This window comes from Sedimentimonas flavescens (assembly GCF_019264375.1).
GTDB classification, from domain to species: domain Bacteria; phylum Pseudomonadota; class Alphaproteobacteria; order Rhodobacterales; family Rhodobacteraceae; genus Rhodobacter; species Rhodobacter flavescens.
This window is the reverse complement of record NZ_JAHVAI010000001.1, coordinates 149,961-175,609: the sequence shown is the minus strand read 5'-3', so window position 1 is coordinate 175,609 and position 25,649 is coordinate 149,961. Positions and strand designations below refer to the sequence as shown.

The window sequence follows — 25,649 nt, the reverse complement described above, 5'->3', positions numbered from 1 at the left end:
TGGGTGACGAGGCCCAAGCCCGCCCCGCAGTTCGACCGAGGAGTCCCCATGGCCGCAAAAGACATCGACGAAAACAAGCCCGAAACCGCGAACGACGACGACACCTCCTTCGACATGTCGAAGGCCGCCGTGAAGCGGATGATCGCCGAGGCGCGGGAACGTGGCTACATCACCTACGATCAACTGAATACGGTGATGCCCCCGGATCAGGTCTCGGGCGATCAGATCGAGGATGTGATGTCGATGCTCTCGGAAATGGGCATCAACGTGATCGAGGCCGAAGAGGCCGACGACAGCGATGGCGGTGCTGTTGTCGAAGCCGCGTCTGGCTCGCGCGAGGTCGCGGTTGCGACGACCACGGCAGAGACGCTTGATCGCACCGACGACCCGGTGCGCATGTACCTGCGCGAGATGGGCTCGGTCGAGCTTCTGTCGCGCGAGGGCGAGATTGCCATCGCCAAGCGCATCGAGGCTGGCCGCAACACGATGATTGCGGGGCTTTGCGAAAGCCCGCTGACCTTCCAGGCCATCACCATCTGGCGCGACGAACTTCTGAACGAAGACATCCTGCTGCGCGATGTGATCGACCTTGAGACGACCTTTGGGCGCTCGCTCGATGACGACGACGACATGGATGAGCCGGTGGTTGAGGGGCTGGAGGCTGGCACCGCGCAGCCCAAGCAATCCTCGGACGAGCCGGAGCTGGACGCCGACGGCAACCCGATCCGCTCGGATGACGACGATGAGGACGACGAAGGCTCGAACATGAGCCTTGCGGCGATGGAAGCCGCGCTCAAGCCCAAGGTGCTTGAGACGCTGGAAATCATCGCGCGCGACTATGCCACGCTGGCCGAGATGCAGGATCTGCGGATGTCGGCCACGCTGAACGAGGATGGCACCTTCTCGGTCTCCGAAGAGGCCGCCTATCAGAAGCTGCGCTCAGAGATCGTGCTGCTGGTGAACGAGCTTCATCTGCACAACAACCGTATCGAGGCGCTGATCGACCAGCTTTACGGGATCAACCGCAAGATCATGTCGATCGACTCGGCGATGGTGAAGCTGGCCGATGCCGCCCGCATCAACCGCCGCGAGTTCATCGACGAGTATCGCGGCTACGAGCTGGACCCGACCTGGGCCGATCGCATGATCGAAAAGGGCGGGCGCGGCTGGCAGATGCTGTTCGAGAAATCCACCGACAAGGTCGAGGATCTGCGCAACGAAATGGCGCAGGTCGGCCAATATGTCGGCGTGGACATCTCGGAATTCCGCCGCATCGTGAACCAGGTGCAGAAGGGCGAGAAAGAAGCCCGTCAGGCCAAGAAGGAAATGGTTGAGGCGAACCTGCGTCTGGTGATCTCGATCGCCAAGAAATACACCAACCGCGGCTTGCAATTCCTTGATCTCATTCAGGAAGGCAACATCGGCCTGATGAAGGCCGTGGACAAGTTCGAATACCGTCGCGGCTACAAGTTCTCGACCTACGCGACCTGGTGGATCCGTCAGGCGATCACCCGCTCGATCGCCGATCAGGCGCGCACCATCCGTATCCCGGTGCACATGATCGAGACGATCAACAAGCTGGTCCGCACCGGCCGCCAGATGCTGCACGAAATCGGCCGCGAGCCGACGCCGGAAGAACTGGCCGAAAAGCTGCAAATGCCGCTTGAGAAGGTGCGCAAGGTGATGAAAATCGCCAAGGAGCCGATCTCGCTCGAAACCCCGATCGGGGACGAGGAAGACAGTCAGCTGGGCGATTTCATCGAGGACAAGAACGCGATCCTGCCGCTCGACTCGGCCATTCAGGAGAACCTGAAGGAGACCACGACCCGCGTTCTGGCCAGCCTGACCCCGCGCGAAGAGCGCGTTCTGCGGATGCGTTTCGGTATCGGCATGAATACCGACCACACGCTGGAAGAGGTCGGCCAGCAGTTCTCGGTCACCCGCGAACGTATCCGTCAGATCGAGGCGAAGGCGCTGCGCAAGCTCAAGCACCCCAGCCGAAGCCGCAAGCTGCGCAGCTTCCTGGATCAGTGATAAAGGCGCCCCCGGAAGGGGGCGTTTTTTCTTGTGCTGGATGGCGGCGTGGATATGCGTCGCCCTTTCGCCGCCCGGTCTGGCTTGTTAACCTCGGTGAAATTCCGACGGAGATTTGCCATGACCCGCCTTTTGCTGCTTGTTCCTTTCCTTCTTTCCGCCTGCGTCGAGGGCGCATCGCAACCCGGCCAGGCGCGGATGGATCAGGTGGGGACCTGCTTTGCAGTCGTGACCGCGGAAGAGGGCGGCACCTACGCCCTGGCGACCGGGGTGGGCGATGGTTCGCGCGCGCCGCTCGGGCAGCGGCTGACGGGCCTTTCGGCGGCGGGGGTCGATGCCGCCCTCGCCAAAGAACGCAAGATCATGGACATCAACCCAGAGTGCCTGGCGATCTACGTCAAGGATCGCGCGCAGGCCGCACCGTTCAAGCCGGGGCTGTGATGCACACGCTCTTCCAGGTCGCGACGCGCGGTCCGGGTTTGTACGAGTTCACCCATGACGTCAGTGACTGGGTGGGTAAGGTGACGCGCGGAGAGGCGCTGCTGACACTGTTCGTCCGGCATACCTCGGCCAGTCTGCTGATCCAGGAAAACGCCGACCCCGAAGTACGCACCGATATGACCGAGTTCTTTCATCGGCTGGTGCCGCCCGCAGACCGCCCCGAGATGGCCTACCTGACCCATACCTATGAAGGCCCCGACGATATGCCCGCCCATATCAAGGCCGCGCTGCTTCCGGTCAGTTTGCAGATTCCCGTCGTTTCCGGGCGCTTGATGCTCGGGACGTGGCAGGGAATTTACCTTTTCGAACATCGCCGCGCACCCCATCGCCGCGAGGTCATGGCGCTCCTGCGCTGAGTCCGGCGCGCCACAGTTCGCCCACCGCATTTGGTGGCCCGCGATTTTGGCTACCCAAACTGTCGGTGCGCACCTATAGTCCTGTGGATAAGAGGGGCGTCAGACCCCAAGATAAGGCGGAAACAGAACGGAGGGGGAAGCGATGCGCTGCCCGTTTTGCGGTAATGTCGACACCCAGGTGAAAGATAGCCGCCCGGCAGAGGATCACGTCGCAATTCGGCGGCGACGGTTCTGCCCGGCTTGCGGCGGACGCTTCACCACCTATGAGCGGGTGCAGCTGCGCGATCTCGTGGTAATCAAGACCTCCGGCAAGCGCGAGGACTTTGATCGCGACAAGCTTGAGCGCTCGATCCGGATCTCGATGCAGAAGCGCCCGATCGAGCCGGAACGCATCGACCAGATGATCTCGGGGATCGTGCGGCGACTTGAAAGCCTTGGCGAAACCGACATCCCCTCGAAGGTGATCGGCGAGATCGTGATGGAAACGCTGGCCCGCATCGATACCGTTGCCTATGTGCGCTTTGCTAGCGTTTACAAGAACTTCCAGGCGGCAGACGATTTCGACAAGTTCGTCTCCGAGCTTCGCCCGAGCACCGGTGAGGCCGAGTGAACGAGACTGACGCGCGGTTCATGCGCCTCGCGCTGTCATTGGCGGCGCGGGGGCTCGGGAATGTCTGGCCGAACCCGGCTGTAGGCTGCGTGATTGTCAATCAGGGGCGGATCGTCGGGCGTGGTTGGACGCAACCGGACGGACGCCCCCATGCCGAACGGCGCGCGCTGGATCAGGCGGGCGCGGCTGCGCGCGATGCGACCGCTTATGTCACGCTCGAACCCTGCGCCCATCATGGCAAGACGCCGCCCTGTGCCGAGGGGCTTGTTGCGGCCGGTGTCGCGCGGGTTGTCAGCGCGATGACCGACCCCGATCCTCGTGTCGCGGGCCGAGGCCATGCAATGCTGCGTGCGGCGGGGGTCTCGGTTGACGAAGGGCTGCTTGAGGATGAAGCGCGCGATTTGCAGGCCGGGTTCCTGAGCCGGATCGAGCGCGGTCGGCCTTGGGTGGCGCTTAAACTCGCCTCCAGTTTCGACGGGCGCATCGCGCTTGCGAGCGGTGAAAGCCAGTGGATTACCGGCCCCGAGGCCCGGTCGCGCGTCCATGCGCTGCGGGCGCAGTTTGACGCGGTTCTGGTTGGCGGCGGCACGGCGCGCGCAGATGATCCTCTGCTGACGGTGCGTGGGTTCCGGCCGCTGCGCCAGCCGGTGCGGGTGGTCGCTTCGGCCCGGCTCGATCTGCCGCGAGGGCGGCTGGCCGGGTCGCTGGATCAGGCGCCGCTGTGGCTAGTGCATGGTGCAGAGGCGCCGCGCGAGGCCCGGCAGTTCTGGCAGGATCTGGGCGCGGAACTGATCGAACTGCCTTGCGGTGCCGGGGGGCTTGAGGCGGCTCCGATGATGCAGGCGCTTGGCGCGCGCGGGCTGACCCGCGTCTTTTGCGAGGGCGGCGGCCAGTTCGCCGCATCACTGATGCGCGCCGGGATGGTGGATGAGCTGATCGGCTTTACTGCCGGGGTGGGCCTCGGCGCTGATGCGCGGCCTGCCTTGGGAGCCTTGGGATTGGAGCGGCTGGCCGATGCACCACGCTTCGATCTGGTCGAAGTGACTCGGATTGGCGGTGACGTGCTGCACCGCTGGCGCCAGCGCTAGCGCCGCCAGAGAAAAGCGTAACTTGCCAGCAGACCCTGCGCCTTGGCCAACAGCCGATTGCCAAGCCCACGTCGGGGTGGGATGCCTGTGGCCAACCGCTCGACGATCACCTCGGGTGGGCAGGGCAGGCCAGAGACCGGATCGCGGTAACGCGGATAGGCAATCAGCGTGGCATGGGCGAGTTGCAATAGATCGGGGCGGGCCTTGCGCCGCGCGGGAACCTCGCCCAGATCGCGCGTCAGGCCCCATCCGGCATAGAAGGGCGCGCCTGTGCAGGTCACTGGCAACCCGCGCAGCAGCGCCTCGAAGCCGAGCAGCGAGGTCATCGTCCAGACCTCATCGACGGCATCCAACAACATTCCGGCATCGCAATTGTGCAAGATCCGGTCCGCGAACTGTAGCGCGTCGGTATCTGCAAGCGCACCAGCGCGCAGACCGGCTTCGACATCCGGGTGAGGTTTGAAAAGAATAATTCTGCCTGGATTATTCGTTCGACAGAGTTCCAGAAGTGCAAGATTAGTGCAGATCTTTCCCGCGCCGAGGCGGATCGAAGCATCATCCTCGACCTGCCCGACAACCAGAATGCGCGGTCCCGGCGGGAGGTCGCCGACCGGCTCGCCGATGTTGTATTTCGACAAGTTCGCGCGGCGGATTCGGTCGATCAGCCGCTCAGCCCGTAAACGCCCGCCCGGCGGCGGCTCTGAGGCGATCAGGTCTTCCAGATCCGAGGGGCGCTTCGGGTCGTAATAGTTGCCCTGTCGGTCGGTCACCAGCGACAGCGGGGGGGTCAGCGCTGCGCCAAGCCCGCGCGAGCGCAGGAACCCGTCCTCGACCCGCAGGGCGGGGGAGGCGAGGTCTGCGGGTTCCTTGCCTGCCCAGATCAGCAGGTTGCGGCCCGAGCCTTGGGCGCTGGCAGTCGCCTTCTGCGGATCGTTGACGAAGCGCAGCGCCTGTTCGCGGCCGAAGAAGCCTTGCAGGTGGCCGCGCTTCCATAGCCGCATTCCCGTGGCCACATGGCCGAGGCGATCCTCGCGATAGGCGCGCACTTCGGCCTCAAGCTGGTCGAGTGCCTCTTCGAAACTGCACAGGCGTTTGCGGCAGGGGTCATACCAGGTCGGCGCAAGGATGTGACTGGCGGCGAACAGCTGTGCGCGCGTCAGGCTGCGGCTGCGCCGCGGAACGGGGTTTTCGTCCTGCGTCAGGCCCCAGCCCGAGTAGAAGGGCTGGCCGAAGACACGCGGGCGGTGCCCGGCCAAGATTGCCTCGAACCCCATCTGCGACGAGACGGTGTAGACCGCGATGGCGCCGTCGAGCAGCTTCCAGGGCGAGATCGGCGCATCCAGCAACTCCGTTCGCGCGTCGCAACTGGCCTGAGAATAATGGCCGGGGCGGTGCCCGGAGAGCGTCTCCGGGTGGCGCTTGATATAGATGCGCGCGCCGGGGTTCTCGATCTGCGCCACGGCGAGCATCTCGCGGAAGGTCGCGGCATTCGCGCCGCCATATCGGATCGAGGCATCGTCGGCGATCTGGTCGATCACCAGCACATAGCCCGGAGCCGGGTCGGGCAGATCCATGTCGAAATCGTTGTACTTCGACAGCTCGACCTGCTTGAGCCGTGCCATGCCGTCGCGCGCACGTTGCAGGATGGCGCCGTCGTCGAGCGGGTCGCGCGCAAGGATGCGCTCGAGCATCGAGGGGTGGCTGCTGTCAAAATGCACCCCCTCGGGGTCGATCAACAGACCAAGCGGCCCGCCGCCGCCCGCGCGTCCGGGCCGGACCGAGCGTAGAAAGGCATCCTCGACCCGCACAATGCCGACGCTATGGCGGGCGGCTGCGGCCTCGCCCCGCGCGGCGTAGGGCGAGCGTCCCCAGACCACGACGCGATCGTTTTCACCGGGGCGACCGAGGCGCAGCTCCCACCCCGCGGCGCGCAGGATCTCACGCAGCCGGGGTTGGAGCGCGAAACCCGCGTTGTAAAAATAAAGCCGCCGGGACAGTGCTCCGGCGGCCTCGTTTGGGGTGTGCCCGGCCATCAGTTCACAATTGAGCCGAGGGAATTGGCCGTGCTGACCGAGCCGGTCAGGGCCGATAGCGTCTTGTGCCACTGCACATAGGGGGCTTCGGTCACATAGACCGTGTCGCCGTCGCGGATGTCGAACTCGCGGGCGAGGAATATCCCCTCGGGGGCGGTCAGGTCGAGCACGTAGATCATGCGCTGATCGCCGACCAGATCGGCACGGCCGAGGATCTGCCCGGCGACAGGGGCGCTTTCGTCACGGAAGACGAAGATGCCGGTGGGGTCGGCAAGGCCTGATTGCAGGCCGCCGACCGAGGCCACCGCGTCGAGCGCCGACATCTCGGGCACCTGGAAGGGCACGCGCGCCTGCTGGCCAAGCGCCCCGAGCGAGATGAAGGCGCGCCGGTCTTCCTCGATCAGGATCACGTCGCCCGGTCGCAGCGCGATATCAAGCTGCGGGTTGGCGTAAAGGTCGCGCAGCCAGATCGAGCCCGTGTTCTTGCCGCGCTTGACGGTGATCTTGGTGACCTCGGGCTTGGCCGAAACGCCGCCCGCCTTCGCAAGCATCGTGGCCAGCGTGCGGGTAGGCCGCTCAAGCGGATAGACGCCCTGACCGCCGATCGCGCCCATGATCGACACGGTGGCGCCGTCGCCCGCGACGCGGGTGACCGAAACCTGCGGATCGGGGGTCTGGGTGGCCAGCTTCTCGGTGATGATACGGCGCAGCTCGTCGGGCGAGTTGCCGGCGGCCTGAATGCGCCCGGCATAGGGCACGAAGATCTGGCCGGTGCCATCGACCTGCAGGCCGGCAAGCTGCGTCGAGCCCAGACCTTGTTGCGCCAGCAGCCCGTCGTCGACGTTCTCCCAGATCGCAAGGTTGAGCGTGTCGCCCGGGCTGATCGTGTCCGATCCCATCAGTCCCGCATTGCGGAAGGCCGCAGAAAAGCCGGTTTGCGATTCGACCGAGGTGGCGGCCACGACGCTGTCGCTCATCGGGACGACGAAGGCTTTGCTTTCGGCGAGCGCGGAGGCCGAAAGGATCTCGTCTTTCTTCGGACCCGAGCGGGGCAGGCTGCAAGCCGCAGTGGTCAGAAGGGCAACCGAAAGGGTGGCCGTAAGGGCCTTGCGGCTGAAAGACAGAGGCACTGCTCGGGCTCCTTTGCGGGGGGCTTTTCTCAAGTTGGGCTCAAACTAGCGGGTGGGGGAGGTAAAAACCAGCATCTTCATTTTACAACCCTTAATTGTTGTCGCGGCGCCGCAATCCCGTTGCTGAGCGCGTCGTATGGGTCTTGCGGGGCAAGGATCATGTCCACCACCTGACGTAGCAGCACGCGCCGCCCGCGTGCCGAATAGAAGCCGCCGGGCACCTGGCTCGTCTCAAGCAGGTAGTGGCGATAGTCGCGATAGGCACGGCTGTCCGGGCGGGCGGGTGCGGCGAAAAACGCGGGCAGGGGTTGGGTCGAGACGAACTCGGGCTTGTCGAAGACCGCGCGACCGAAGGCCCGGACCGGCAGCCCGCGCCAAAGCGCCTGCTGCGCTGCGGTCGAGTTCACCGTCACCGCCGAGCGCGCCTGCGCCAGCAACCGCGCAAGCTTGCCGCCGCGCACGAAATGGATGCGCCCGCCAAGGCCGTGTTTGGCTGCGGCCATGCGGATCGCCTGGGCTATGGGCGCGCGCCCGTCTTCCAGCGGGTGGGCCTTGAAGACCAAATGGTGATGCGGCGCGGCCCCCTCGGCGAACCCGGCCATCACGAGGTCGATGAACTCGGTCTGCGAGGCGAAGGGCGAGTGCGCGCGGAAGCTCGCGTCATGCTCCAGTTGCAGCAGCACGAGGTGATAGGGAAAGCCGCCCCAACGGATGCGCGCCGTGGCGATCCAGCGCTCAACCCGGTGCAGCGGCAGCAGCAGCAAGCGCCGCAGGTAGAGGTGAAACTCTTGCCGAACGGTGATCGCGCGATGGGGGCGGAAGCTTCGGTAACGCCCGTTCAGCGCCATGACGAAGAAATGATAAAGCGCGCCGTAGAAGATGTGCTGGCGCATGTCGCCCCAATGCGCGGGGGCATCGGGCCAGTCGATCTGGCTTTGCGCCAAGGCCGTGCGCATCTCGGCCACGCCCATCTGCATCAGGCGCGAATGCCCGTTCGAGCCACCGCGTTCATAAGTGACCCAATAGGGGCGCAGGTAGCCCTCTTCGAAGACATGCACGGTGATGCCTGCGGCGCGGGCGGCGGCGATGGCCTGCGCGTGAATCGGGCGTGTATCGCCGTAAAGCACAAGATCGGTGATGCGTTTGTCGGCCAGCAGATCGCGGATGCGGGCGGGCCAATCCTCGGGCGCGTCCTGAAAGCGGATCTGCGTTGCCGGGTCACGCCAGAAGGCCTCATCGCCTTGGTTGAAGCCGACACGCCAGACCGAGGCGCCCGCGCTGCGCAGCATCCGCCCCAACTGCCAGAAGAAGGGCCCATGCGGCCCTTGCAGCAGCAGGAAATGGCGGGTGTCGTAGCGGGTCATCGGTCTCTCGGGGTTCGGAGGCTTCTGTGGCGGAAATCGCTCGGCCTGTCACGGATTTTCACCCATGCGGGTGTCTTGCCGGTTAATCCGCGCAGCATATGTGCAATGCGGCGCGCGTGACGGCGCGGCGCGGGTCTTGCGTGGGGGGGCGGCGCGGGCTAGGCAGGGGCAAAGCAAGGGGAGTGAGCCATGTTCACCGGGATCATTACCGATTTGGGCGAGGTTCGGGCGCTCGAACAGGCGGGCGATCTGCGCGCGCGGATCGGCTGCCACTATGACATGGGCGGCGTGGATATCGGCGCCTCGATTGCCTGCAACGGCGTGTGCCTGACCGTGATCGAGAAGGGCGCCGACTGGTTCGACGTGCAGATCTCGGCCGAGAGCGTATCGAGAACCAATGTCGGCGACTGGCGCGTGGGCGGTACGCTCAACCTCGAGCGCGCGCTGAAAGTGGGCGATGAACTGGGCGGCCATATCGTCTCGGGCCATGTCGATGGCGTGGCGCAGATCGTGGCGATGCGCGACGAGGGCGACTCGACCCGCTTCACCTTCCGCGCCCCCGAGGCGCTGGCCAAGTTCATCGCGCCCAAGGGATCGGTGGCGCTGAACGGCACGTCGCTGACGGTCAACGAGGTGTCGGGCAGCGACTTCGGCGTGAACATCATTCCGCATACCAAGGCGGTGACGACCTGGGGGCAGGCGCAGACCGGCGACCGGATCAATCTCGAAATCGACACGCTGGCGCGCTATGTCGCCCGGCTGCAGGAGTGGAACGCATGACCCAACCGGCAGACAAGTCCGGCAATCACGAAACGCCCGGCCCGGTCGAGCAGAGCTATTCGGACATGATCTCCTCGGTCGAGGAGATCATCGAGGACGCTCGCAACGGCAAGATGTTCATCCTGGTCGATCACGAGGACCGCGAGAACGAGGGCGATCTGGTGATCCCCGCGCAGATGGCGACGCCCAATGCGATCAACTTCATGGCGATGCACGGGCGCGGGCTGATCTGCCTGGCGATGCCCGGCGCGCGGATCGACGCGCTCGGCCTGTCGCTGATGTCGTCGTCGAACTCGAGCCGCCATGAAACCGCCTTCACCGTTTCGATCGAGGCGCGCGAGGGGGTCTCGACCGGGATCTCGGCCCATGACCGCGCACGCACGATTGCCGTGGCAATCGACGCCAGCAAGGGGCAGGCCGACATTGCCACCCCGGGCCACGTCTTCCCGCTGCGCGCCCGCGAAGGCGGCGTGCTGGTGCGCGCCGGCCATACCGAGGCTGCGGTCGATATTTCGCGCCTCGCCGGGCTGAACCCCGCCGGTGTGATCTGCGAGATCATGAACGAGGACGGCTCGATGGCGCGTCTGCCCGACCTGATCGGTTTCGCGCAGAAACATGGCCTCAAGATCGGCACGATCTCGGACCTGATCGCCTATCGCCGTCGCTACGACAACCTCGTGCGCGAAACCTCGCACAGTGCGGTGCATTCGCTTTACGGCGGCGACTGGTCGATGCGCATCTTCAGCGACGAGACCGAGGGCGCCGAGCATATCGTGCTGAGCAAGGGCGATATCTCGTCCGAAGAGCCGGTTCTGGTGCGGATGCATGCGCTTGATCCGATGGTCGATGTGCTGGGCCTCAACCCCGCCAAGCAGGGTGAGATGGGCCGCGCGATGCAGGCCATTGCCGAAGAGGGGCGTGGCGTTGTCGTGCTGCTGCGCGAGACCTCGATGAAGATGTCGCGCCCGGGCGAAGCCTCGCCGCAGACGCTGCGCCAATACGGGCTTGGCGCGCAGATCCTGTCGGCGCTTGGTCTGTCGAAGCTGGTCTTGCTGACCAATTCGGGCCTGCCGAAGGTGGTGGGGCTTGAGGGCTACGGGCTCGAAATCGCGGGCACGCGCGGATACTGAGGAGGCGATCATGGCCGGACACGAGTTGCACTACACCCCGCCGATGCCGAGCTTTGACAAGCCGGTGCGTCTGCTGATCGTCGTCGCGCCTTATTACAAGGACATCGCCGACAACCTCGTGGCGGGTGCCATGGCCGTGGCCGCCGCGGCGGGTGCCACGGTCGATCTGGTCGAGGTGCCCGGCGCGCTTGAGGTTCCGACCGCCATCGCCATGGCTTCGCGCATGGCCGATTATGACGGCTACGTCGCGCTTGGCTGCGTGATCCGGGGCGAAACCACGCATTACGACACTGTTTGCAACGACAGCTCGCGCGGGCTGACGATGCTCGGCTTGCAGGGCGTTTGCCTCGGCAACGGCATCCTGACGGTCGAGAACCGCAAGCAGGCCGAGGTCCGCGCCGATCCGGCCGATCAGAACAAGGGCGGCGGTGCGGCCGCTGCGGCCTTGCATCTTGTCGCGCTATCGCGCAAATGGGCGGGCCGGACGAAAGGGATCGGATTCCGCCCGCAGGGTGAGTCGTTCCGCATCGCCGGCGAGACCGAAGGACCGAGCCAAGCATGACCGACGACACCGCCCCCGAAACGCCGAAGAAGCGCACGCTTGAAGAAAAGCGCCAGATGAAATCCGCCGCCCGCCTTTACGCGGTGCAGGCGCTGTTTCAGATGGAAGCCTCGGGGCAGGGGGTGGACCGTGTCGTGCGCGAGTTCGAGACCTTCCGTTTCGGCACCGCGCTGGAAGACGGCGGCGATGAACTGGCCGAAGGCGATGGCAACCTCTTCCGCCGCCTGATGGATGACGCGGTTGTCTGGCAGGCCAAGATCGACCAGGCGACGGATCGCGCGCTGGTGGCAAAATGGCCGATCGACCGGATCGACCCGGTGCTGCGCGCACTGTTCCGCGCGGCGGGCGCCGAGCTTCTGAACCCCGGCACCCCGCCCAAGGTGGTCATCACCGAGTTCGTGGATGTCGCGCGCGCCTTCTTCCCCGACGGGAAAGAACCGAAATTCGTCAACGCCGTGCTTGATCACATGGCGCATGAATTCCGTCCCGAGGCGTTCTGAGCCCCGACTCTGCCGATCTGCCGCGCATTCGGCGTTTTCTCTGCGCCGATTTCCGCCGCGCCGCTGCCCTGCGGCGAGATAGACCGTTTGATTTCGCAAATCCTGCGCTACATTGGGGATAACGGAAAGGGAGTCGCCATGCCTGAACTCGTTCGGCTTTATATTCGCAACGTCTTCGCAGGACTCGGCCTGTCGGTCGCATTCGTCGGGCTGCTTTTGTGGTTCAACGTTGCGAACCTGTGGCACCTGATTTCCAGCTCGGACATCGGGTATATCGCGGTGGCGCTGCTAGTCGTGTTCAACACCGTCGTTTTCTCGGGCGTGCAGTTCGCGATCTGCATCATGCGCATGGGGCATGACGATGGCGCCTCCGGCGGCGGCAAGCGCGACGCGATCCCTGCGGTGGATGCTTCGGCGCAGATGGTGCCCGTGCGGGTCGAGGCCCCGGTGCAGCGCCGCAAGATGCCGCGCTGATCATCTCGCGTAGCGCGCACCAAGGCCCTCCGGTTTCGGGGGGCTTTTTCTTTGCGCTGAGGGAAGGTGGCGGAAACCGCAGCGACCGTGGGGGCGTGAATTTCCCGAGAGCCTGACTAAATCAGGTGGGAGCCAGATACCGAGACCACGGTCCCGGCAGAGCCAGCCCCCTCGGAAATGCTTATCGGCCACTGGAAAAGGGCCCCGTTCACGAGAAGAGCAGTAACCGCCGAGCCCACAGATAGGCGCCCGGGGGGCGCTCGACAAGGGCCATCATGCGCTTGCCTTGGAACGCCGCGTCGTGCACCGTCGGCCTGACCCGGAGGGCCCATGTCGTCATCAGATCAGATTCCCCCGCGCAAGCATGGGCTTGCTCATCTGTTTGCGGCCGCGCGCTACTCGGTCGGCGGGTTGCGCCGCCTGTCGCGCGAATCCGCCTTCCGGCATGAGGTGCTGGCCTTCGTTGTGCTGCTGGCAGCCTATCTGGCGCTTGGGGCTGGTGGGGCGGTGATCCTTGCCTTCGTCATCCTGTTTTGCCTGCTGGTCGCGGTTGAGGCGCTGAATACCGCCATTGAAGCACTGGTGGATCGTGTGTCGCCCGAATGGTCTGAGGCGGCGCGCGATGCCAAGGATCTAGGCTCGCTTGCGGTGATGTGCCTGCTCGTGGCGCATGGCGTGCTGCTGGTGTGGGTGGTTTGGCAGGCGCTCTGCGGCAGCTAGCCGCCGCTGGACATTCGTTCACGTTTCGTTCATATTTTTCGTATGAACCCCGAAGCCTCCCTTGCCCCCGGCCAGATTCTGGCGCGCGGCACCAGCCGTTGCTTGCTCGATCTGGGATTTGCCTGCGTGGCCGAGATGCCGCTGCGCCCGCGCCTGCGCGCCGATCTGATGGCGCTTGGCCGCAAGGGCGAGGTCTGGATCATCGAGTGCAAGTCGAGCCGCGCGGATTTCATGTCGGATCGGAAATGGGAGGGCTATCTCGACTGGTGCGACCGCTATTTCTGGGCGGTAGATCGGGATTTTCCGCTTGAGCTACTGCCCGAGGGGACCGGGCTTTTCATCGCCGATGGCTACGGCGCCGAGCTGCTGCGCGAGGCGCCGCACAGGGCCTTGGCGCCCGCGCGGCGCAAGTCGCTGATGCTCGATTTCGCGCGGGTCGCTGCGCAGCGCCTGCAATCGCGGCTCGATCCCGGAATGCCGCGCGCGGGGCTGATCTAGCGCTTAGCGCTTGCCCTTCCTGGGCTTGCCGCCAGAGTTCTGCGCGCCGCCTGAGAGGATCTCGCGCGCGGCCTCGGCTGCGGCCAGAAGCTCTTCGGCGATCTCCTCGGCCTCTTCGGGATCGAAATCGAGCGGCAGGTCGATTCCCTCGCCCTCGACATAGATCCGCACCATTCCGATCGAGGTCGGCCCGATCTGAAGATTCGCCGCGACCTCGCTTTCGCTATCGATACCCATGGTGGCCTCCGTTTTGTCTGAATTGCTTCGGTATCGTTGAAGGGGCTGCGGCGCAACGGAAATCGCGGAGCGCTCCGAGGCGGAAAATGCGCGCGCTTCGGTCCGCAGGCTCTTGCAATCCCGCGCCACTGGGGCTAAATCCGCGCGCAGTGCAGCCTTAGCTCAGTTGGTTAGAGCACCAGATTGTGGATCTGGGGGTCCCCCGTTCGAGCCGGGGAGGCTGTACCACTCTTCCACGACAGAAACCCAGATGCCTAAAACCGGTTGCGACATGTTGCATCGCGGTTTCTGCGTCATGCGCCCGTAGCGCGGTCAGCCCACCTGCGCAATGCTGCCGCTTTCCTCACAAAGATAACGATTGCTTGCGCCGATCCTTGCGTGATCGCGCGCGCCGTCGGCGCTTTCGCAGGCAAGCAGCCTTGCCGGATCAGTTTCCGTAGATCGTCTGCGGAGGGGGCTGCTTGTTCGCGCCGCGCAGGGCAGGGCGGTTAGGGCACCCCGGTCAGTGGGTCCGGGCAAACGCATTGCCCGGACTCGGGGGTTGTCGCGCAGATTTGCTTAGGTGAGACTCTCGGCCGGGGTAACCATGGCCGAGAGGATCGTGCTGGCCTCGATCACGCCGATCTCGGTGCCCTTGCGGTCTGTCACCAGCGCGTGGGTTTCGCCCATCTGCGCCATGTCACGTGCCACAAGCTCGATTACCCTGCGGCCCTCGACGCGGAGCCGCGGCGGGGGCTCGTCAGGGGCGAGCGGGCGGGCCAAACGCTCGGCCCGGATCACCTTGCCACGGTTCACCTCGCGCACGAACTCGGCGATGTAATCATTTGCCGGGCGCAGCACGATATCCTGCCCCGTGCCGGTTTGCTCAAGCGCGCCATCGCGCAGGATCGCGATGGAATCGCCCAGACGCAGCGCCTCGTCGAGGTCGTGGGTGATGAAGACGATGGTCTTTCGCAGCTCTTCCTGCAATTCGAGCAGCACCTTTTGCATATCCATCCGGATCAGCGGATCGAGCGCGGAAAAGGCCTCGTCCATGAGCAGGATGTCCGCGTCATTCGCCAGGGCGCGGGCCAGGCCCACACGCTGCTGCATGCCGCCGGAAAGCTGGCTGGGGTAATTCGCTTCGAAGCCGCTGAGACCCACCCGGTCGATCCATTTGCGCGCGACCGGCTCGGCCTGATCGCGCGGGATATGGCGGATATCGAGGCCGTAGAGCGTGTTTTCCAGCACGGTGCGATGCGGCAATAGCGCGAACTTCTGGAACACCATCGCGGTTTTCGTGCGCCGGAACGTGCGCAGATCGCTCGTGCTCATGGCCACGACATCGCGCCCCTCATAGAGAATCTGGCCTGCGGTCGGGGCAATCAAGCCGTTGATATGGCGGATCAACGTGGATTTCCCCGAGCCGGACAGCCCCATGATCACCGAGATCTCGCCCGGTGCGAGATCGAGTGAGATGTCGCGCAGGCCCAGTACATGATCGTGCCGGTCGTTCAGCTCTTCCTTGGTCATCCCCTCCTGCACGTGCTTGATCCAGCGCTCGGGATGTGGGCCGAAGATCTTGTAAAGATTTCGGATCTCGATGCCGGAGCGGGCCGGTTGATCCGCATCCGTGGGCTGCGGAGGGAGCGTTGTCGTGTCAGTCATGGCGGGCCTCGCGATGCTTTTGCAGCCGCTTGCCGAAGGCTTGGCTCGTGCGATCGAAGATGATCGCGATGGCGACGAGGGCAAAGCCGTTCAGGAAACCGGTGGTGAAATACTGGTTGGTGATCGCCTGCAGGACATTCTTGCCAAGACCACCGACCCCGACCATGGACGCCACGACCACCATCGCGAGGCTCATCATGATGGTCTGGTTAACGCCGGTCATGATCGCGGGCAGCGCGAGCGGCAACTGGACGCCGAAGAGCTTTTGCCGGGGCGCGGCGCCGAACGCATCGGCCGCCTCGGTGACCTCAGGATCGACCATGCGGATGCCAAGGTTGGTCAGCCGGATCATCGGCGGCACGGCATAGATCACCACCGCGATCAGGCCGGGCACCTTGCCGATGCCGAAAATCACGACGACGGGAATGAGATAGACGAAGGATGGCAGGGTCTGCATCACGTCGAGAAGCGGCGTGAGAAAGCGCTGGATCCGGTCCGAGCGCGCCATCGCAATGCCGACGGGCAGGCCAATCAGGATCGCGACGATGGTCGCGACGGTGACCATGGCAAGAGTGGTCATCGTGTCGGTCCAAAGCCCGAAGACGCCAATCAGCACCATCGCCAGCGCCGCCCCGATGACCGTGCGCCAACTGCGCGCACCGGCCCATACGATCGCGAGGATCACAATCATCATCGCCGGCCAAGGCGCATGGGTGAACAGGTTCTCAAGCCAGTTTAGAAAGATCTGCAGCGGTGCGGTGGCCGCGTCGATCGTCTCGGAATGGGCGCGTACGATCTCGCGAAAGCCGTCGTCGATGCCCTTTCGCATCATTCGCAGGCTTTTCGCGTCGAGCGACGGGAAGGAACAGAGGGCGTCGGGTAGGCCCCAGCAGGTTGCCATGGGGGATCCTCGGGTTTTGGGAAGGGGGGTGGGCGGGGGCCGTGGCCCGCGCCCGGGCAAGTTCAGCCGCTATCAGAGCGCGGCATCGATCTTCGCGGCGGTCTCAGGTTCGACCCAGCCGTGCCACATGTCCTTGTAGTTCTCGAGGAAATAGCGCGCGGCATCCTCATTCGTCCCCTGGTTTTCGTCCATCCAGGCGAGGATCTTGCCGACCGTCTGATTGTCCCAGGACCGCGCCTTGACGTAATCCATCGCGACGCCGGCTTTCTCGGCGAAGGCTTTGGTCACGACCGTATAGACGTCAGAGACAGGGTAGGCGTTCGGCTTCGGATCGAGGCACTCGGCCTGCGAGGTGCAGGCGTCCCAATCGGCCTTGTCGTTCGGCACACCGGCATCGAGCTTGATCATCTCGTATTTGCCGAGGATCGCCGTCGGCGCCCAGTAATAACCGAACCAGCCTTTCTTTGCGGCATAGGCATTGGCTATCGAGCCATCGAGACCGGCCGCCGAGCCGGTGTCGATCAAGTCGAACCCCTTCGCTTCGGCATCATAGGCGCGGTAGAGGTTCTCGGTCGAGATCTGGCAATTCCAGCCTGCCGGGCAGTTGTAAAGCGCCCCTGTCGAGGGGTCTTCCGGGGCGGGGAACAGGTCGGGGTGCTTGAGGGCGTCCTCGACCGTCTTGATCTCGGGATACTCCTCCGCGATGTATTTCGGGATCCACCAGCCTTCGACGCCGCCATCCGAAAGAACCTTGGCGGCCACGACGAGGCGCTCTTCCTCAACCGCCTTGTCGAGCGCGTTCTTGACCGCGTTGACCCAAAGCTCGGGGGCCATGTCCGGTTCGCCCTTCTCGTTCATCGAGGTGAAGCTGGGCATCGTATCCCCGGTGACCAGCGTCACGTTACAGCCGTAGCCGTCTTCGAGGATGATCTTGTCGACCCAGGCAGCGACGCCGGCCGAGGCCCAGTTCATCTCGGCGATCGAGATATCGCCGCAGGTATCGGCCGCCAATGCGGGCGTGGCGAGGGACATCAGGGCGGCGGCGGTGGTGCAAATCATGGTTTTGGCAAGATTGGCCGTCATCGGGTTACTCCTGTCGGGCAGCGGGAAGGACATGCCGGGCGGTGCTGCGGGCCCCCGGCAAGGCGCAGGCCCCCAATGCTAAGCGGAGGGCAGGGCGCCGATCGAAACCACGCGAACGTGACTGAAAACGACATGTGGAGTCGTAAATGGAATTCCGCTGAGGTTCAATGGCGGTTAGCGACATACTGCAATGTCGCAATTTAATCATATCCGGGGCTTCAGACCAAGAAGTGGGCTCCGCGTGATCCCCGCGGGCTCGCCTGATGCCCCAAGAGGGGACCGCGCGTTTCAGGGCGTGCATATCATCAATGACTGATGATCCGCGGGAGAGCCGCGGCACGGGGCGGGGGCTCTGATTTCAGGCTTTGCCGCCGCGCCTCATTTCGTGCACGGCTGCCTAAATATTGGCTGAGATACGTGTATTGCGCGGATTATGCCGCGCTGCGGCAGATCTGTCGTGAAGACGAAACCTTTCCATGCGCAGATCGCGGGAATCAATGGAGGTTTGTCGATGTTTTCACTCGAAGGTCAGAAGGTTCTCGTCGTCGGGATCGCGAATGCGCAGTCGATCGCTTATGGCTGTGCACGTGCCTTTCGCGCGCAGGGGGCGGAACTGGGGGTGACCTGGCTGAACGCGCGCGCTGAGCCGCATGTGCGCCCACTTGCCGAAGAGTTGGGCGCTACGATCAAACTGCCGCTCGACGTGACCGCGCCGGGGCAGATGGAGGATGTGTTCGAAGAGATCGGCCGCAAATGGGGGCGGCTCGACACGATCCTGCATTCCATCGCCTTCGCGCCCAAGGCCGATCTGCACGGCCGCGTCATCGACAGCTCGGCCGAGGGGTTCGGGCAGGCGATGGATATTTCGGTGCATTCCTTTCTGCGCATGATCCGCATGGCCGAGCCGCTCATGCCCGAGGGCGGCACCTGCCTGTCGGTCTCGTTCTTCGGCTCGACCCGCGTGGTGCGGCACTACAACATCATGGGGCCCGTGAAGGCCGCGCTGGAAAGCTCGGTGCGCTATGCCGCGGCGGAACTGGGCGAGAAGGGCATCCGCGTGCACGCGCTCTCGCCCGGGCCGCTGGTCACGCGGGCGGCCTCGGGGATCGACCATTTCGACGATCTGCTGATCGAAGCCGCGAACCGTGCGCCGACCCATATGCTCGCCTCAATCGACGATATCGGTGCGATGGCGGCCTTCCTTGCCTCGCGCGAGGCGCGCAACCTGACCGGCGGGGTGCATGATATCGACGGAGGCTACTCGATAACCGCTTGATTCGGTTCACCAGATTGCGCAGGGGGCGGTCCGTCGGGCCGCCCCTTTGCATCGGAGTTCTCCCCAGATTTCGTGGTGGGCGCCGAGTTATCCACGACAAATTGCTTTACAGATTACCCCGTAAGGCTCACGATATATTGTAGGGGGAACGCGAACTGACGCCGATCCTTGTAGAACTACCAAACCCTAGGGGAGCTGCACCCCAAGGGGCGCAGAGCAAGCGGGGGCACGGGCATGGCACTGAGTGAGGACTATCTCTATTCCGACGAGATCCACCCGATCGACGTGGTCGAGTCGCTGGCCGAGGCACATGAATGGGATTTCGACCGCGTCGCGCATGACCAGATCGCGATGACGGTCGAGGGGCAGTGGCGGACCTATTCGATCACGCTTGCCTGGTCCGCACAGGATGAGACGCTGCGCCTGATCTCGACCTTCGAGATGGACCCGCCCGGCGCGCGCGACGGCGCGCTTTACGATCTTCTGAACCGCATCAACGATCAGGTCTGGACCGGCGCCTTCACCTGGTGGCCCGAGCAGCGCCTGATGGTCTGGCGCTATGGTCTTGTTCTCGCGGGCGGCCAGATCGCCGGCCCCGAGCAGATCGACCGGCTGATCGGCGCCGCTGTGGTTTCGTCCGAGCGCTTCTACCCGGCGATGCAGCTGACCTGCTGGGGCGATGAGTCGCCCGAACAGGCGCTCAAGGTCGCCATTGCAGAGGCCTACGGGCGCGCCTAATCTTTGCCCCCAAGACCAAGGGGGCAAAATGGACTTTTCGACGATTTCGACGCGCGGGCTGGTTCTGCTGGGCTGTGGCAAGATGGGTTCCGCGATGCTGGCGGGCTGGCTGCGGGGTGGGCTTGCGCCCGGCGCGGTACATGTGATCGACCCGCATCCCTCGGACTGGCTGCATTCGACGGGCGTTGCTGTGAACGGCCCGCTGCCCGAGGCACCCGCCGTGGTGCTGATCGCGGTCAAGCCGCAGATGATGGCGGCAGCGCTGCCGCAGTTGCAGGCGATGGGTGGGGGCAAGACCCTGTTCGTGACCGTCGCCGCTGGCACCACGATCGCGACCTATGAGGCTATTCTGGGCACCGCCACGCCGATCGTGCGCGCCATGCCCAACACCCCCGCCGCCATCGGTCGCGGGATCACCGCGATCACCGGCAATGGTGCGGCCAGCGCTGATGATCTGGCCGTGGCCGAGGGTTTGCTTCGCGCGGTTGGTCAGGTCGTGCGGCTTGATGGCGAGCATCAGATGGATGCGGTGACTGCTGTTTCCGGCTCGGGCCCCGCCTATGTCTTCCACCTGATCGAGGCCCTCGCGGCCGCGGGCGAGGCCGAAGGGCTGCCCGCCGATCTGGCGATGACGCTGGCCAAGGCGACCGTCGGCGGGGCAGGGCAACTGGCCGAGGATGCCCCAGACAGCCCCGCGCAGCTGCGCATCAACGTGACCAGCCCCGGCGGCACCACCGCCGCCGCGCTGGCTGTGCTGATGGACGCCGAAACCGGCTTTCCGGCGCTGCTCAAGCGCGCGGTCAAGGCCGCGGCGGATCGCGGGCGGGAACTGGGTAAATGACCATCTCGTTTGATGATTTCCTCAAGGTCGACATCCGCGTTGGGCGCATCATTGAGGCGCAACCCTTCCCGAAGGCGCGCAAGCCCGCCTACAAGCTGGTGATCGACTTCGGCCCCGAGATCGGCATCAAGAAAAGCTCGGCCCAGATCACCACGCATTACACGCTTGAGGAACTGGTGGGGCGGCAGGTCATGGCGGTCGTGAACTTCCCGCCGCGCCAGATCGGCCCCTTCATGTCCGAGGTGCTGACCCTTGGCGTGCCGGACGAGAACGGTGAGGTCGTGCTGATCGCGCCCGGTCAGGATGTGCCGCTTGGCGGGAGGCTTTTCTGATGCGGCTGCTGGTAACGCGGGCACTGACGCCTTCGGTCGAGGCGCGCGTGGCCGAGGAGTTCGACACGACCTTTCGCAATGGCGCCGCGCCGATGACGGCGGATGAAGCCCGCGCGGCGTTGGCCGAATACGACGCGCTTTTGGTGACCTTGGGCGACAAGCTCTCGGCCGAGGCCTTCGCAGGCCAGCCCCGCGCCCGGATGGTGGCGAATTTCGGCGTGGGCTATAACCATATCGACGTGGCGGCGGCCCGTGTAGCGGGGGTGACCGTGTCGAACACCCCCGGCGCGGTGACCGACGCCACTGCCGACATCGCGCTCACGCTGATCCTCATGAGCGCGCGCCGCGCCAGTGCGGGCGAGCGCTATCTTCGGTCGGGCGTCTGGACCGGCTGGACGCCGACGCAGTTCCTCGGCCATCACGTGACCGGAAAGCGCGTGGGCATCATCGGGCTGGGGCGCATCGGCAAGGCCATCGCACGGCGCTGCCACTATGGCTTCGGGATGGAGGTGGTGTTCCACAACCGCTCGGCCATCGCCGACCCGGGCTTGCCCGCCCGACAACTGACGATGGACGAAGTTCTGGCAACTGCCGATTTCGTCGTGCTCGCCGTGCCCGCAACGCCGCAGACACGCCATCTGGTCGGCGCGGCGCAAATCGCCAAAATGCAGCCGCACGCCCATCTGATCAACATCGCGCGCGGCGATATCATCGACGAGCCCGCGCTGATTGCCGCCATGCAGGCGGGGGTGATCGCAGGCGCGGGCCTTGATGTGTACGAGCATGAACCGCACGTCCCCGAGGCGCTTCGCGCGCTGGATAATGTCACGCTCTTGCCGCATCTGGGCACGGCCGCGCTAGAGGTGCGCGATGCGATGGGGTTCATGGCTCTCGACAATCTGATCGCGTTCCGTGACGGCACTCGGCCCCCGAACGCGCTCTGATCCCTTGACCTGATCAGGGCTTCGGCGGACTCTGCCCCGACTGAAAAGGGGTCATGATGTTCACGCCTGCCATCACCGCAACCGGGGTCTATGTCCCGCCGCACACGATCACGAACGACGAACTGGTCGTTGCCTTCAACGCCTATGCCGACCGGGTGAATGCCGAGAATGCCGAGGCCATCGCCGCCGGCACGCTTGAGGCGATCCCGCATTCCTCGAGCGAGTTCATCCTCAAGGCCTCGGGCATCGAAAGCCGCTATGTGATGGACAAGGAAGGCGTGCTTGACCCCGCGCGTATGTATCCGCGCTTGCGCCAGCGCAGCGACGATGAGCCGGGCATCATGGCCGAGATGGGCGTCGCTGCCTGCAAGACCGCGCTGGAAAAGGCCGGGCGCAGCGGAGAAGAAATCGATCTGGTGATCTGCGCTGCCTCGAACATGGAGCGCGCCTATCCCGCCATTGCGGTCGAGATTCAGAAGCTGATCGGCGCCAAGGGCTTTGCCTTCGATATGAACGTGGCCTGTTCTTCGGCCACGTTCGGCATTCAGGCCGCGGCCGACATGATCCGCGCGGGCTCGGTACGTCGGGCGCTGGTGGTGAACCCCGAGATCACCTCGGGGCATCTGGAGTGGCGCGACCGCGATTGCCACTTCATCTTCGGCGATGTGGCCACCGCCACCCTGATCGAGCGGCGCGAGGATGCCGCGCATGGGTTCGAGATCCGCTCGATCCGTTGCGCGACCGAGTTTTCCAACAATATCCGCAACAACAATGGCTTCTTGCGCCGTAACCGGCCCGATGGCATGGCCGACCGGCGCGACATGCAGTTCATGCAAGAGGGCCGCAAGGTCTTCAAGGAAGTGCTGCCGATGGTGTCCGCGCACATCCTGCACCACCTTAGCGATGAGCAGATCGCAGCGGGGGCGCTTAAACGCCTCTGGCTGCATCAGGCCAACAAGACGATGAACGACTTCATCGGTCGCAAGGTTCTGGGCCGCGACCCCGAGGGGAACGAGCAGCCCAACATCTTGCAAGAATTCGCCAATACCTCCTCGGCCGGATCAATCATCGCCTTCGACCGCTTCTCGGACGATCTGGCGCCGGGCGATCTGGGGCTGATCTGTTCCTTCGGGGCGGGTTACTCGGTCGGTTCGGTGATCGTCGAGCGGTTCTGAGCGGGCATGTCGCCCACCGCCTCGCGCCAGTGGCGGCGGCAGAGCGACACATAGGTTTCATTGCCGCCGATCTGCACCTGGTCGCCATCGCGCGCGGCCTGACCCGAGGCATCCTTGCGCACCACCATCGTAGCCTTCTTGCCGCAATGGCAGATGGTGCGCACCTCGCGCATCTCGTCGGCCAAGGCCAGCAGCGCGGCCGAGCCGGGGAACAGCTCGCCCCGGAAATCGACGCGCAGCCCGTAGCACATCACCGGCACGCGCAGGTCATCGACCGCGCGGGCCAGTTGCCAGACCTGCTCTTTGGTCAGGAACTGCGCCTCATCGACGAAGATGCAGGCGCAGGGGCCTGCCCCCAACCGGTCGCGGATCAGTGCGAACATATCCGTTTCGGCGGTGAAGGTCTCGGCCCCGGCGCCGATGCCGATGCGGCTGGCGATGCGCGCTTCGCCTGCGCGCCGGTCGAGCTGCGCGGTGACCAGAAGGGTCTGCATCCCACGTTCGATATAGTTGTGGGACGCCTGCAAGAGGATCGTGCTCTTGCCCGCGTTCATCGTCGAATAATGGAAATACAATTTAGCCATGGGCCGGAAATAGCGCAGGCCAGGCGGCGCAGGCAAGCAAAAGGGAGCCCGCATGGCTGCCGTAAATGACGGCCCTGTCCCTCCCGAAAGGCAGGAATGCGGGTCCCAACCAAACCGGCCCGGGGAGCCGGTCACTCACACATGTCCGGCTGCCCCGGACGGTTTAGATGTGACATTTGCGGGCGTGCACGATAATGGGAAAGCAGGCCCGGTTTTCCCCATGGCGTGCGTGAACCGGCGATTACGAGGGTGATTGAATGGTTGATACGGTCGGCAGCTATCTGAAAAAGCACAGCGAGGCATTGGTCAAGGAAGTGGGCATTGAGGCTGCGGCCGAGACCTGCGGCAAGTCCAAGGCGACGCTGGGGCGCTATTATTCGGCCGACGTCGAACATGCAGACCGCTTCATGCCCATCGACGTGGTGGCCCGGCTAGAGGCCGTGTCGCCCGTGCCGCATGTCACCATGGCGTTGGCGGAAATCGGCGGGCTGACGATCTCCTTTGATGAAGAACGCCGCAACGCCGGGAATGGCGGGATCAACTCGGACGTCGTCGCGCTCAGCCAGCGCTTCGCCATGCTGATGGCCGAGTATCACCAGTCGATCCAGGACGGAAAGATCACCATCAACGAGGCCAAGCGCCTCTTGTCCGAGACGCAGGCGCTGCAGCGTGTCCTCCTCGAAATGAAGATGCATCTCGAGGAGGAGACGGTTCGTTAATCGTGCCGTTGCGCCTTGCGAGGCTTGGCGGAGCGGCGCGGAGCCTGCTGGCCGCCACCAATCGGCTTGGCCTTTGAGGGGCGCTGCTGCTGGCTGCGCGGGCCGGGCTTAGCGCCGGGGCGCTGGCCCTGACGCTGGCGCGCGCCGGGTTTGACGCCGCCGGTGTCCTCATGCGGCATACCGCCGATCACCGGGATGGAGTCGCCCATGGCCTTCTCGATGGCGCGCAGATCGCCCATCTCGAGTGGCGCGCAGAACGCAACCGCGCGCCCGTCACGGCCCGCCCGCGCGGTGCGGCCGATGCGGTGAACGTAGTTCTCCGGCACGTTCGGCAGGTCGTAGTTATAGACATGCGCCACCTGCGGAATATCGAGGCCGCGCGCCGCAACATCGGTCGCCACCAGCACGTCGACCTCGCCCGCGCGGAACGCGGCCAGCGCGCGCTCGCGCTGGTTCTGGCTTTTGTTGCCGTGGATCGCCAGAACCGGGAAGCCCCAGTTTTCCAAGAGCCGCGCCAGCTTGTCAGAGCCATGCTTGGTGCGGTTGAACACCACGGCCAGTTCGCCACGGTGCTTGGCCAGGTATTCGGCCAGCAGCGTGGCCTTCTCGCCCTGGGTGGTGAAGTGGATGCCCTGCGCGATCTTCTCGGCGGCCTTGCCGGGGGCGGCGACCTGCACACGCACCGGGTCGCTCAGGTAGCTTGCGGCCAGTTCTTCCATCAGCTTGGGCATGGTGGCCGAGAACAGCAGCGTCTGGCGGTCCGCCGGGATCAGGCGCGCGATCTTGCGCAGCGCATGGATGAAGCCGATGTCGAGCATCTGGTCGGCCTCGTCGAGCACCAGGTATTTGGTTTCCGACAGCACCAGCGCGCGACGCTCAAGCAGGTCAAGCAGGCGGCCCGGGGTTGCGATCAGCACGTCAACGCCTTTCGAGAGCTTCTCGGTCTGGACGTTGATCGAGGCGCCGCCCACGACACGCTGGATACGCACCGGTGCGCCATCGGCATAGGCGGCAAGGTTGTCGTGGATCTGGGTCGCCAGTTCGCGCGTCGGTGCCAGAACAAGGGCGCGTACGGTCTTCGGCGCGGGGCGTTTGCCATAGGAGATGATGCGGGTCAGCATGGGCAGGCCGAAGGCCGCCGTCTTGCCGGTGCCCGTCTGGGCGAGACCCAGGATGTCGCGGCCCTTGACCACGTGCGGGATGGCCTGCGACTGGATCGGGGTAGGCTTGATCAGCCCGAGGCCCTGAAGGTTGCGCAGCAGGATCGGCGCGAGGCCGAGGTTTTCGAAGTTTTCCAAAGTCATGTCTTTCGTCGGCGCCATAGGCGCAAAAGGGGGTTCGCCCCGGTCAGGGGCGCAGGCGGGCGGGTGCGAAGATGTCTCCGCTGGCCCC

Annotated in this window: 28 protein-coding genes, 1 tRNA gene and 1 other RNA gene; 20 read left to right on the top strand and 10 right to left on the bottom strand. The window is 64.8% G+C overall.

The features are described 5' to 3' along the window. The first annotated feature begins 48 nt into the window (after positions 1–48). The 5 genes from rpoD (at position 49) to ribD (ending at position 4,589) form a co-directional block, all read left to right on the top strand. Positions 49–2,034: an RNA polymerase sigma factor RpoD gene (gene rpoD / locus KTQ37_RS00940; protein WP_218628591.1), complete on the top strand. Its 1,986-nt coding sequence runs from the start codon at positions 49–51 to the stop codon at positions 2,032–2,034. 120 nt (positions 2,035–2,154) lie between these two features. Further along, entirely contained in the window at positions 2,155–2,475 is a 321-nt protein-coding gene (locus KTQ37_RS00935) for a hypothetical protein (protein WP_218628590.1), read from the top strand. Next, entirely contained in the window at positions 2,475–2,891 is a 417-nt protein-coding gene (locus KTQ37_RS00930) for a secondary thiamine-phosphate synthase enzyme YjbQ (RefSeq protein WP_218628589.1), read from the top strand. The genes KTQ37_RS00935 and KTQ37_RS00930 overlap by 1 nt, the downstream gene beginning before the upstream one ends. Before the next feature lie 142 nt (positions 2,892–3,033). Beyond that, positions 3,034–3,501, top strand: a complete 468-nt coding sequence (nrdR, locus tag KTQ37_RS00925) for a transcriptional regulator NrdR (RefSeq protein ID WP_218628588.1) — start codon at positions 3,034–3,036, stop codon at positions 3,499–3,501. Further along, positions 3,498–4,589: a bifunctional diaminohydroxyphosphoribosylaminopyrimidine deaminase/5-amino-6-(5-phosphoribosylamino)uracil reductase RibD gene (ribD, locus tag KTQ37_RS00920; RefSeq protein WP_218628587.1), complete on the top strand. Its 1,092-nt coding sequence runs from the start codon at positions 3,498–3,500 to the stop codon at positions 4,587–4,589. Before nrdR ends, ribD begins: the two co-directional genes overlap by 4 nt. Here ribD and KTQ37_RS00915 read toward each other — a convergent pair. From KTQ37_RS00915 to KTQ37_RS00905, 3 genes are all read right to left on the bottom strand, one after another. Then, positions 4,586–6,622 (bottom strand): capsular polysaccharide biosynthesis protein, encoded by a 2,037-nt coding sequence (locus KTQ37_RS00915; protein WP_218628586.1) that lies wholly within the window; start codon positions 6,620–6,622, stop codon positions 4,586–4,588. The genes ribD and KTQ37_RS00915 overlap by 4 nt on opposite strands. Continuing rightward, positions 6,622–7,752 (bottom strand): polysaccharide biosynthesis/export family protein, encoded by a 1,131-nt coding sequence (locus tag KTQ37_RS00910; protein ID WP_218628585.1) that lies wholly within the window; start codon positions 7,750–7,752, stop codon positions 6,622–6,624. The genes KTQ37_RS00915 and KTQ37_RS00910 overlap by 1 nt, the downstream gene beginning before the upstream one ends. A gap of 77 nt (positions 7,753–7,829) precedes the next feature. Continuing rightward, complete coding sequence (locus KTQ37_RS00905) at positions 7,830–9,116, bottom strand: capsule biosynthesis protein (RefSeq protein ID WP_218628584.1); 1,287 nt, start codon at positions 9,114–9,116, stop codon at positions 7,830–7,832. A 189-nt stretch (positions 9,117–9,305) separates the two neighbouring features. Between KTQ37_RS00905 and KTQ37_RS00900 the strand changes: the two genes are divergently transcribed. The 5 genes from KTQ37_RS00900 (at position 9,306) to KTQ37_RS00880 (ending at position 12,562) form a co-directional block, all read left to right on the top strand. Further along, positions 9,306–9,896, top strand: coding sequence for a riboflavin synthase (locus KTQ37_RS00900; protein ID WP_218628583.1), 591 nt, complete (start codon positions 9,306–9,308; stop codon positions 9,894–9,896). Continuing rightward, positions 9,893–11,026 carry a 3,4-dihydroxy-2-butanone-4-phosphate synthase gene (gene ribB / locus KTQ37_RS00895; protein ID WP_218628582.1) on the top strand — a complete coding sequence of 378 codons (1,134 nt, stop codon included), beginning with the start codon at positions 9,893–9,895 and terminating at the stop codon, positions 11,024–11,026. Before KTQ37_RS00900 ends, ribB begins: the two co-directional genes overlap by 4 nt. A 10-nt stretch (positions 11,027–11,036) precedes the next feature. Then, positions 11,037–11,588: a 6,7-dimethyl-8-ribityllumazine synthase gene (locus KTQ37_RS00890; RefSeq protein WP_218628581.1), complete on the top strand. Its 552-nt coding sequence runs from the start codon at positions 11,037–11,039 to the stop codon at positions 11,586–11,588. Beyond that, on the top strand, positions 11,585–12,088 hold the full coding sequence (gene nusB / locus KTQ37_RS00885; protein WP_218628580.1) for a transcription antitermination factor NusB: 504 nt from the start codon (positions 11,585–11,587) through the stop codon (positions 12,086–12,088). Before KTQ37_RS00890 ends, nusB begins: the two co-directional genes overlap by 4 nt. A 138-nt stretch (positions 12,089–12,226) precedes the next feature. After that, positions 12,227–12,562, top strand: a complete 336-nt coding sequence (locus tag KTQ37_RS00880) for a hypothetical protein (RefSeq protein WP_218628579.1) — start codon at positions 12,227–12,229, stop codon at positions 12,560–12,562. A 69-nt stretch (positions 12,563–12,631) separates the two neighbouring features. Here the strand turns inward: KTQ37_RS00880 and ssrS are convergent. Next, positions 12,632–12,791, bottom strand: a non-coding RNA gene (gene ssrS, locus KTQ37_RS17045) — 6S RNA. 101 nt (positions 12,792–12,892) lie between these two features. On the opposite strand from ssrS, the gene KTQ37_RS00875 reads away from it, so the two are divergent. Together KTQ37_RS00875 and KTQ37_RS00870 are read left to right on the top strand one after the other, a co-directional pair. Next, the gene (locus KTQ37_RS00875) at positions 12,893–13,282 is read left to right on the top strand and encodes a diacylglycerol kinase (protein ID WP_218628578.1); all 390 of its coding nucleotides are present in this window, start codon (positions 12,893–12,895) and stop codon (positions 13,280–13,282) included. A gap of 42 nt (positions 13,283–13,324) precedes the next feature. Beyond that, the gene (locus KTQ37_RS00870; protein ID WP_218628577.1) at positions 13,325–13,780 is read left to right on the top strand and encodes an MmcB family DNA repair protein; all 456 of its coding nucleotides are present in this window, start codon (positions 13,325–13,327) and stop codon (positions 13,778–13,780) included. Between the two features lie 3 nt (positions 13,781–13,783). Here the strand turns inward: KTQ37_RS00870 and KTQ37_RS00865 are convergent, their stop codons facing one another. Further along, the gene (locus tag KTQ37_RS00865; RefSeq protein WP_218628576.1) at positions 13,784–14,017 is read right to left on the bottom strand and encodes a DUF6324 family protein; all 234 of its coding nucleotides are present in this window, start codon (positions 14,015–14,017) and stop codon (positions 13,784–13,786) included. 151 nt (positions 14,018–14,168) lie between these two features. On the opposite strand from KTQ37_RS00865, the gene KTQ37_RS00860 reads away from it, so the two are divergent. Next, positions 14,169–14,245, top strand: a tRNA-His gene (locus KTQ37_RS00860). 330 nt (positions 14,246–14,575) lie between these two features. On the opposite strand, the gene KTQ37_RS00855 is transcribed toward KTQ37_RS00860, so the two are convergent. From KTQ37_RS00855 to KTQ37_RS00845, 3 genes are all read right to left on the bottom strand, one after another. Next, the gene (locus KTQ37_RS00855) at positions 14,576–15,664 is read right to left on the bottom strand and encodes a quaternary amine ABC transporter ATP-binding protein (RefSeq protein WP_218628575.1); all 1,089 of its coding nucleotides are present in this window, start codon (positions 15,662–15,664) and stop codon (positions 14,576–14,578) included. Further along, a complete protein-coding gene (locus tag KTQ37_RS00850) occupies positions 15,657–16,565 on the bottom strand; it encodes an ABC transporter permease (protein WP_218628574.1) in 909 nt (302 codons plus the stop codon). The genes KTQ37_RS00855 and KTQ37_RS00850 overlap by 8 nt, the downstream gene beginning before the upstream one ends. A 72-nt stretch (positions 16,566–16,637) precedes the next feature. After that, a complete protein-coding gene (locus KTQ37_RS00845) occupies positions 16,638–17,648 on the bottom strand; it encodes an ABC transporter substrate-binding protein (RefSeq protein ID WP_218628573.1) in 1,011 nt (336 codons plus the stop codon). Positions 17,649–18,159: 511 nt separating this feature from the next. Here KTQ37_RS00845 and fabI point away from each other — a divergent pair. The 6 genes from fabI to KTQ37_RS00815 all read left to right on the top strand — a co-directional run bounded on the left by fabI (position 18,160) and on the right by KTQ37_RS00815 (position 22,954). Further along, positions 18,160–18,924, top strand: a complete 765-nt coding sequence (gene fabI, locus KTQ37_RS00840; protein ID WP_218628572.1) for an enoyl-ACP reductase FabI — start codon at positions 18,160–18,162, stop codon at positions 18,922–18,924. 234 nt (positions 18,925–19,158) lie between these two features. Beyond that, positions 19,159–19,662, top strand: coding sequence for a type III secretion system chaperone family protein (locus KTQ37_RS00835; RefSeq protein WP_218628571.1), 504 nt, complete (start codon positions 19,159–19,161; stop codon positions 19,660–19,662). A gap of 28 nt (positions 19,663–19,690) precedes the next feature. After that, a complete protein-coding gene (proC, locus tag KTQ37_RS00830; RefSeq protein WP_218628570.1) occupies positions 19,691–20,503 on the top strand; it encodes a pyrroline-5-carboxylate reductase in 813 nt (270 codons plus the stop codon). Further along, positions 20,500–20,835 carry a tRNA-binding protein gene (locus tag KTQ37_RS00825; RefSeq protein ID WP_218628569.1) on the top strand — a complete coding sequence of 112 codons (336 nt, stop codon included), beginning with the start codon at positions 20,500–20,502 and terminating at the stop codon, positions 20,833–20,835. The genes proC and KTQ37_RS00825 overlap by 4 nt, the downstream gene beginning before the upstream one ends. After that, the gene (locus tag KTQ37_RS00820; RefSeq protein WP_218628568.1) at positions 20,835–21,779 is read left to right on the top strand and encodes a 2-hydroxyacid dehydrogenase; all 945 of its coding nucleotides are present in this window, start codon (positions 20,835–20,837) and stop codon (positions 21,777–21,779) included. The genes KTQ37_RS00825 and KTQ37_RS00820 overlap by 1 nt, the downstream gene beginning before the upstream one ends. A gap of 56 nt (positions 21,780–21,835) precedes the next feature. After that, on the top strand, positions 21,836–22,954 hold the full coding sequence (locus tag KTQ37_RS00815) for a beta-ketoacyl-ACP synthase III (RefSeq protein ID WP_218628567.1): 1,119 nt from the start codon (positions 21,836–21,838) through the stop codon (positions 22,952–22,954). Here KTQ37_RS00815 and KTQ37_RS00810 read toward each other — a convergent pair. Continuing rightward, positions 22,918–23,538, bottom strand: coding sequence for a thymidine kinase (locus tag KTQ37_RS00810; protein ID WP_218628566.1), 621 nt, complete (start codon positions 23,536–23,538; stop codon positions 22,918–22,920). The two genes, KTQ37_RS00815 and KTQ37_RS00810, sit on opposite strands and share 37 nt — an antisense overlap. 257 nt (positions 23,539–23,795) lie before the next feature. Here KTQ37_RS00810 and KTQ37_RS00805 point away from each other — a divergent pair, with 257 nt between their 5' ends. Then, entirely contained in the window at positions 23,796–24,257 is a 462-nt protein-coding gene (locus KTQ37_RS00805) for a hypothetical protein (RefSeq protein ID WP_218628565.1), read from the top strand. Here the strand turns inward: KTQ37_RS00805 and KTQ37_RS00800 are convergent. Further along, positions 24,254–25,555, bottom strand: coding sequence for a DEAD/DEAH box helicase (locus KTQ37_RS00800; protein WP_459565438.1), 1,302 nt, complete (start codon positions 25,553–25,555; stop codon positions 24,254–24,256). The genes KTQ37_RS00805 and KTQ37_RS00800 overlap by 4 nt on opposite strands. Positions 25,556–25,649 lie beyond the last annotated feature (94 nt).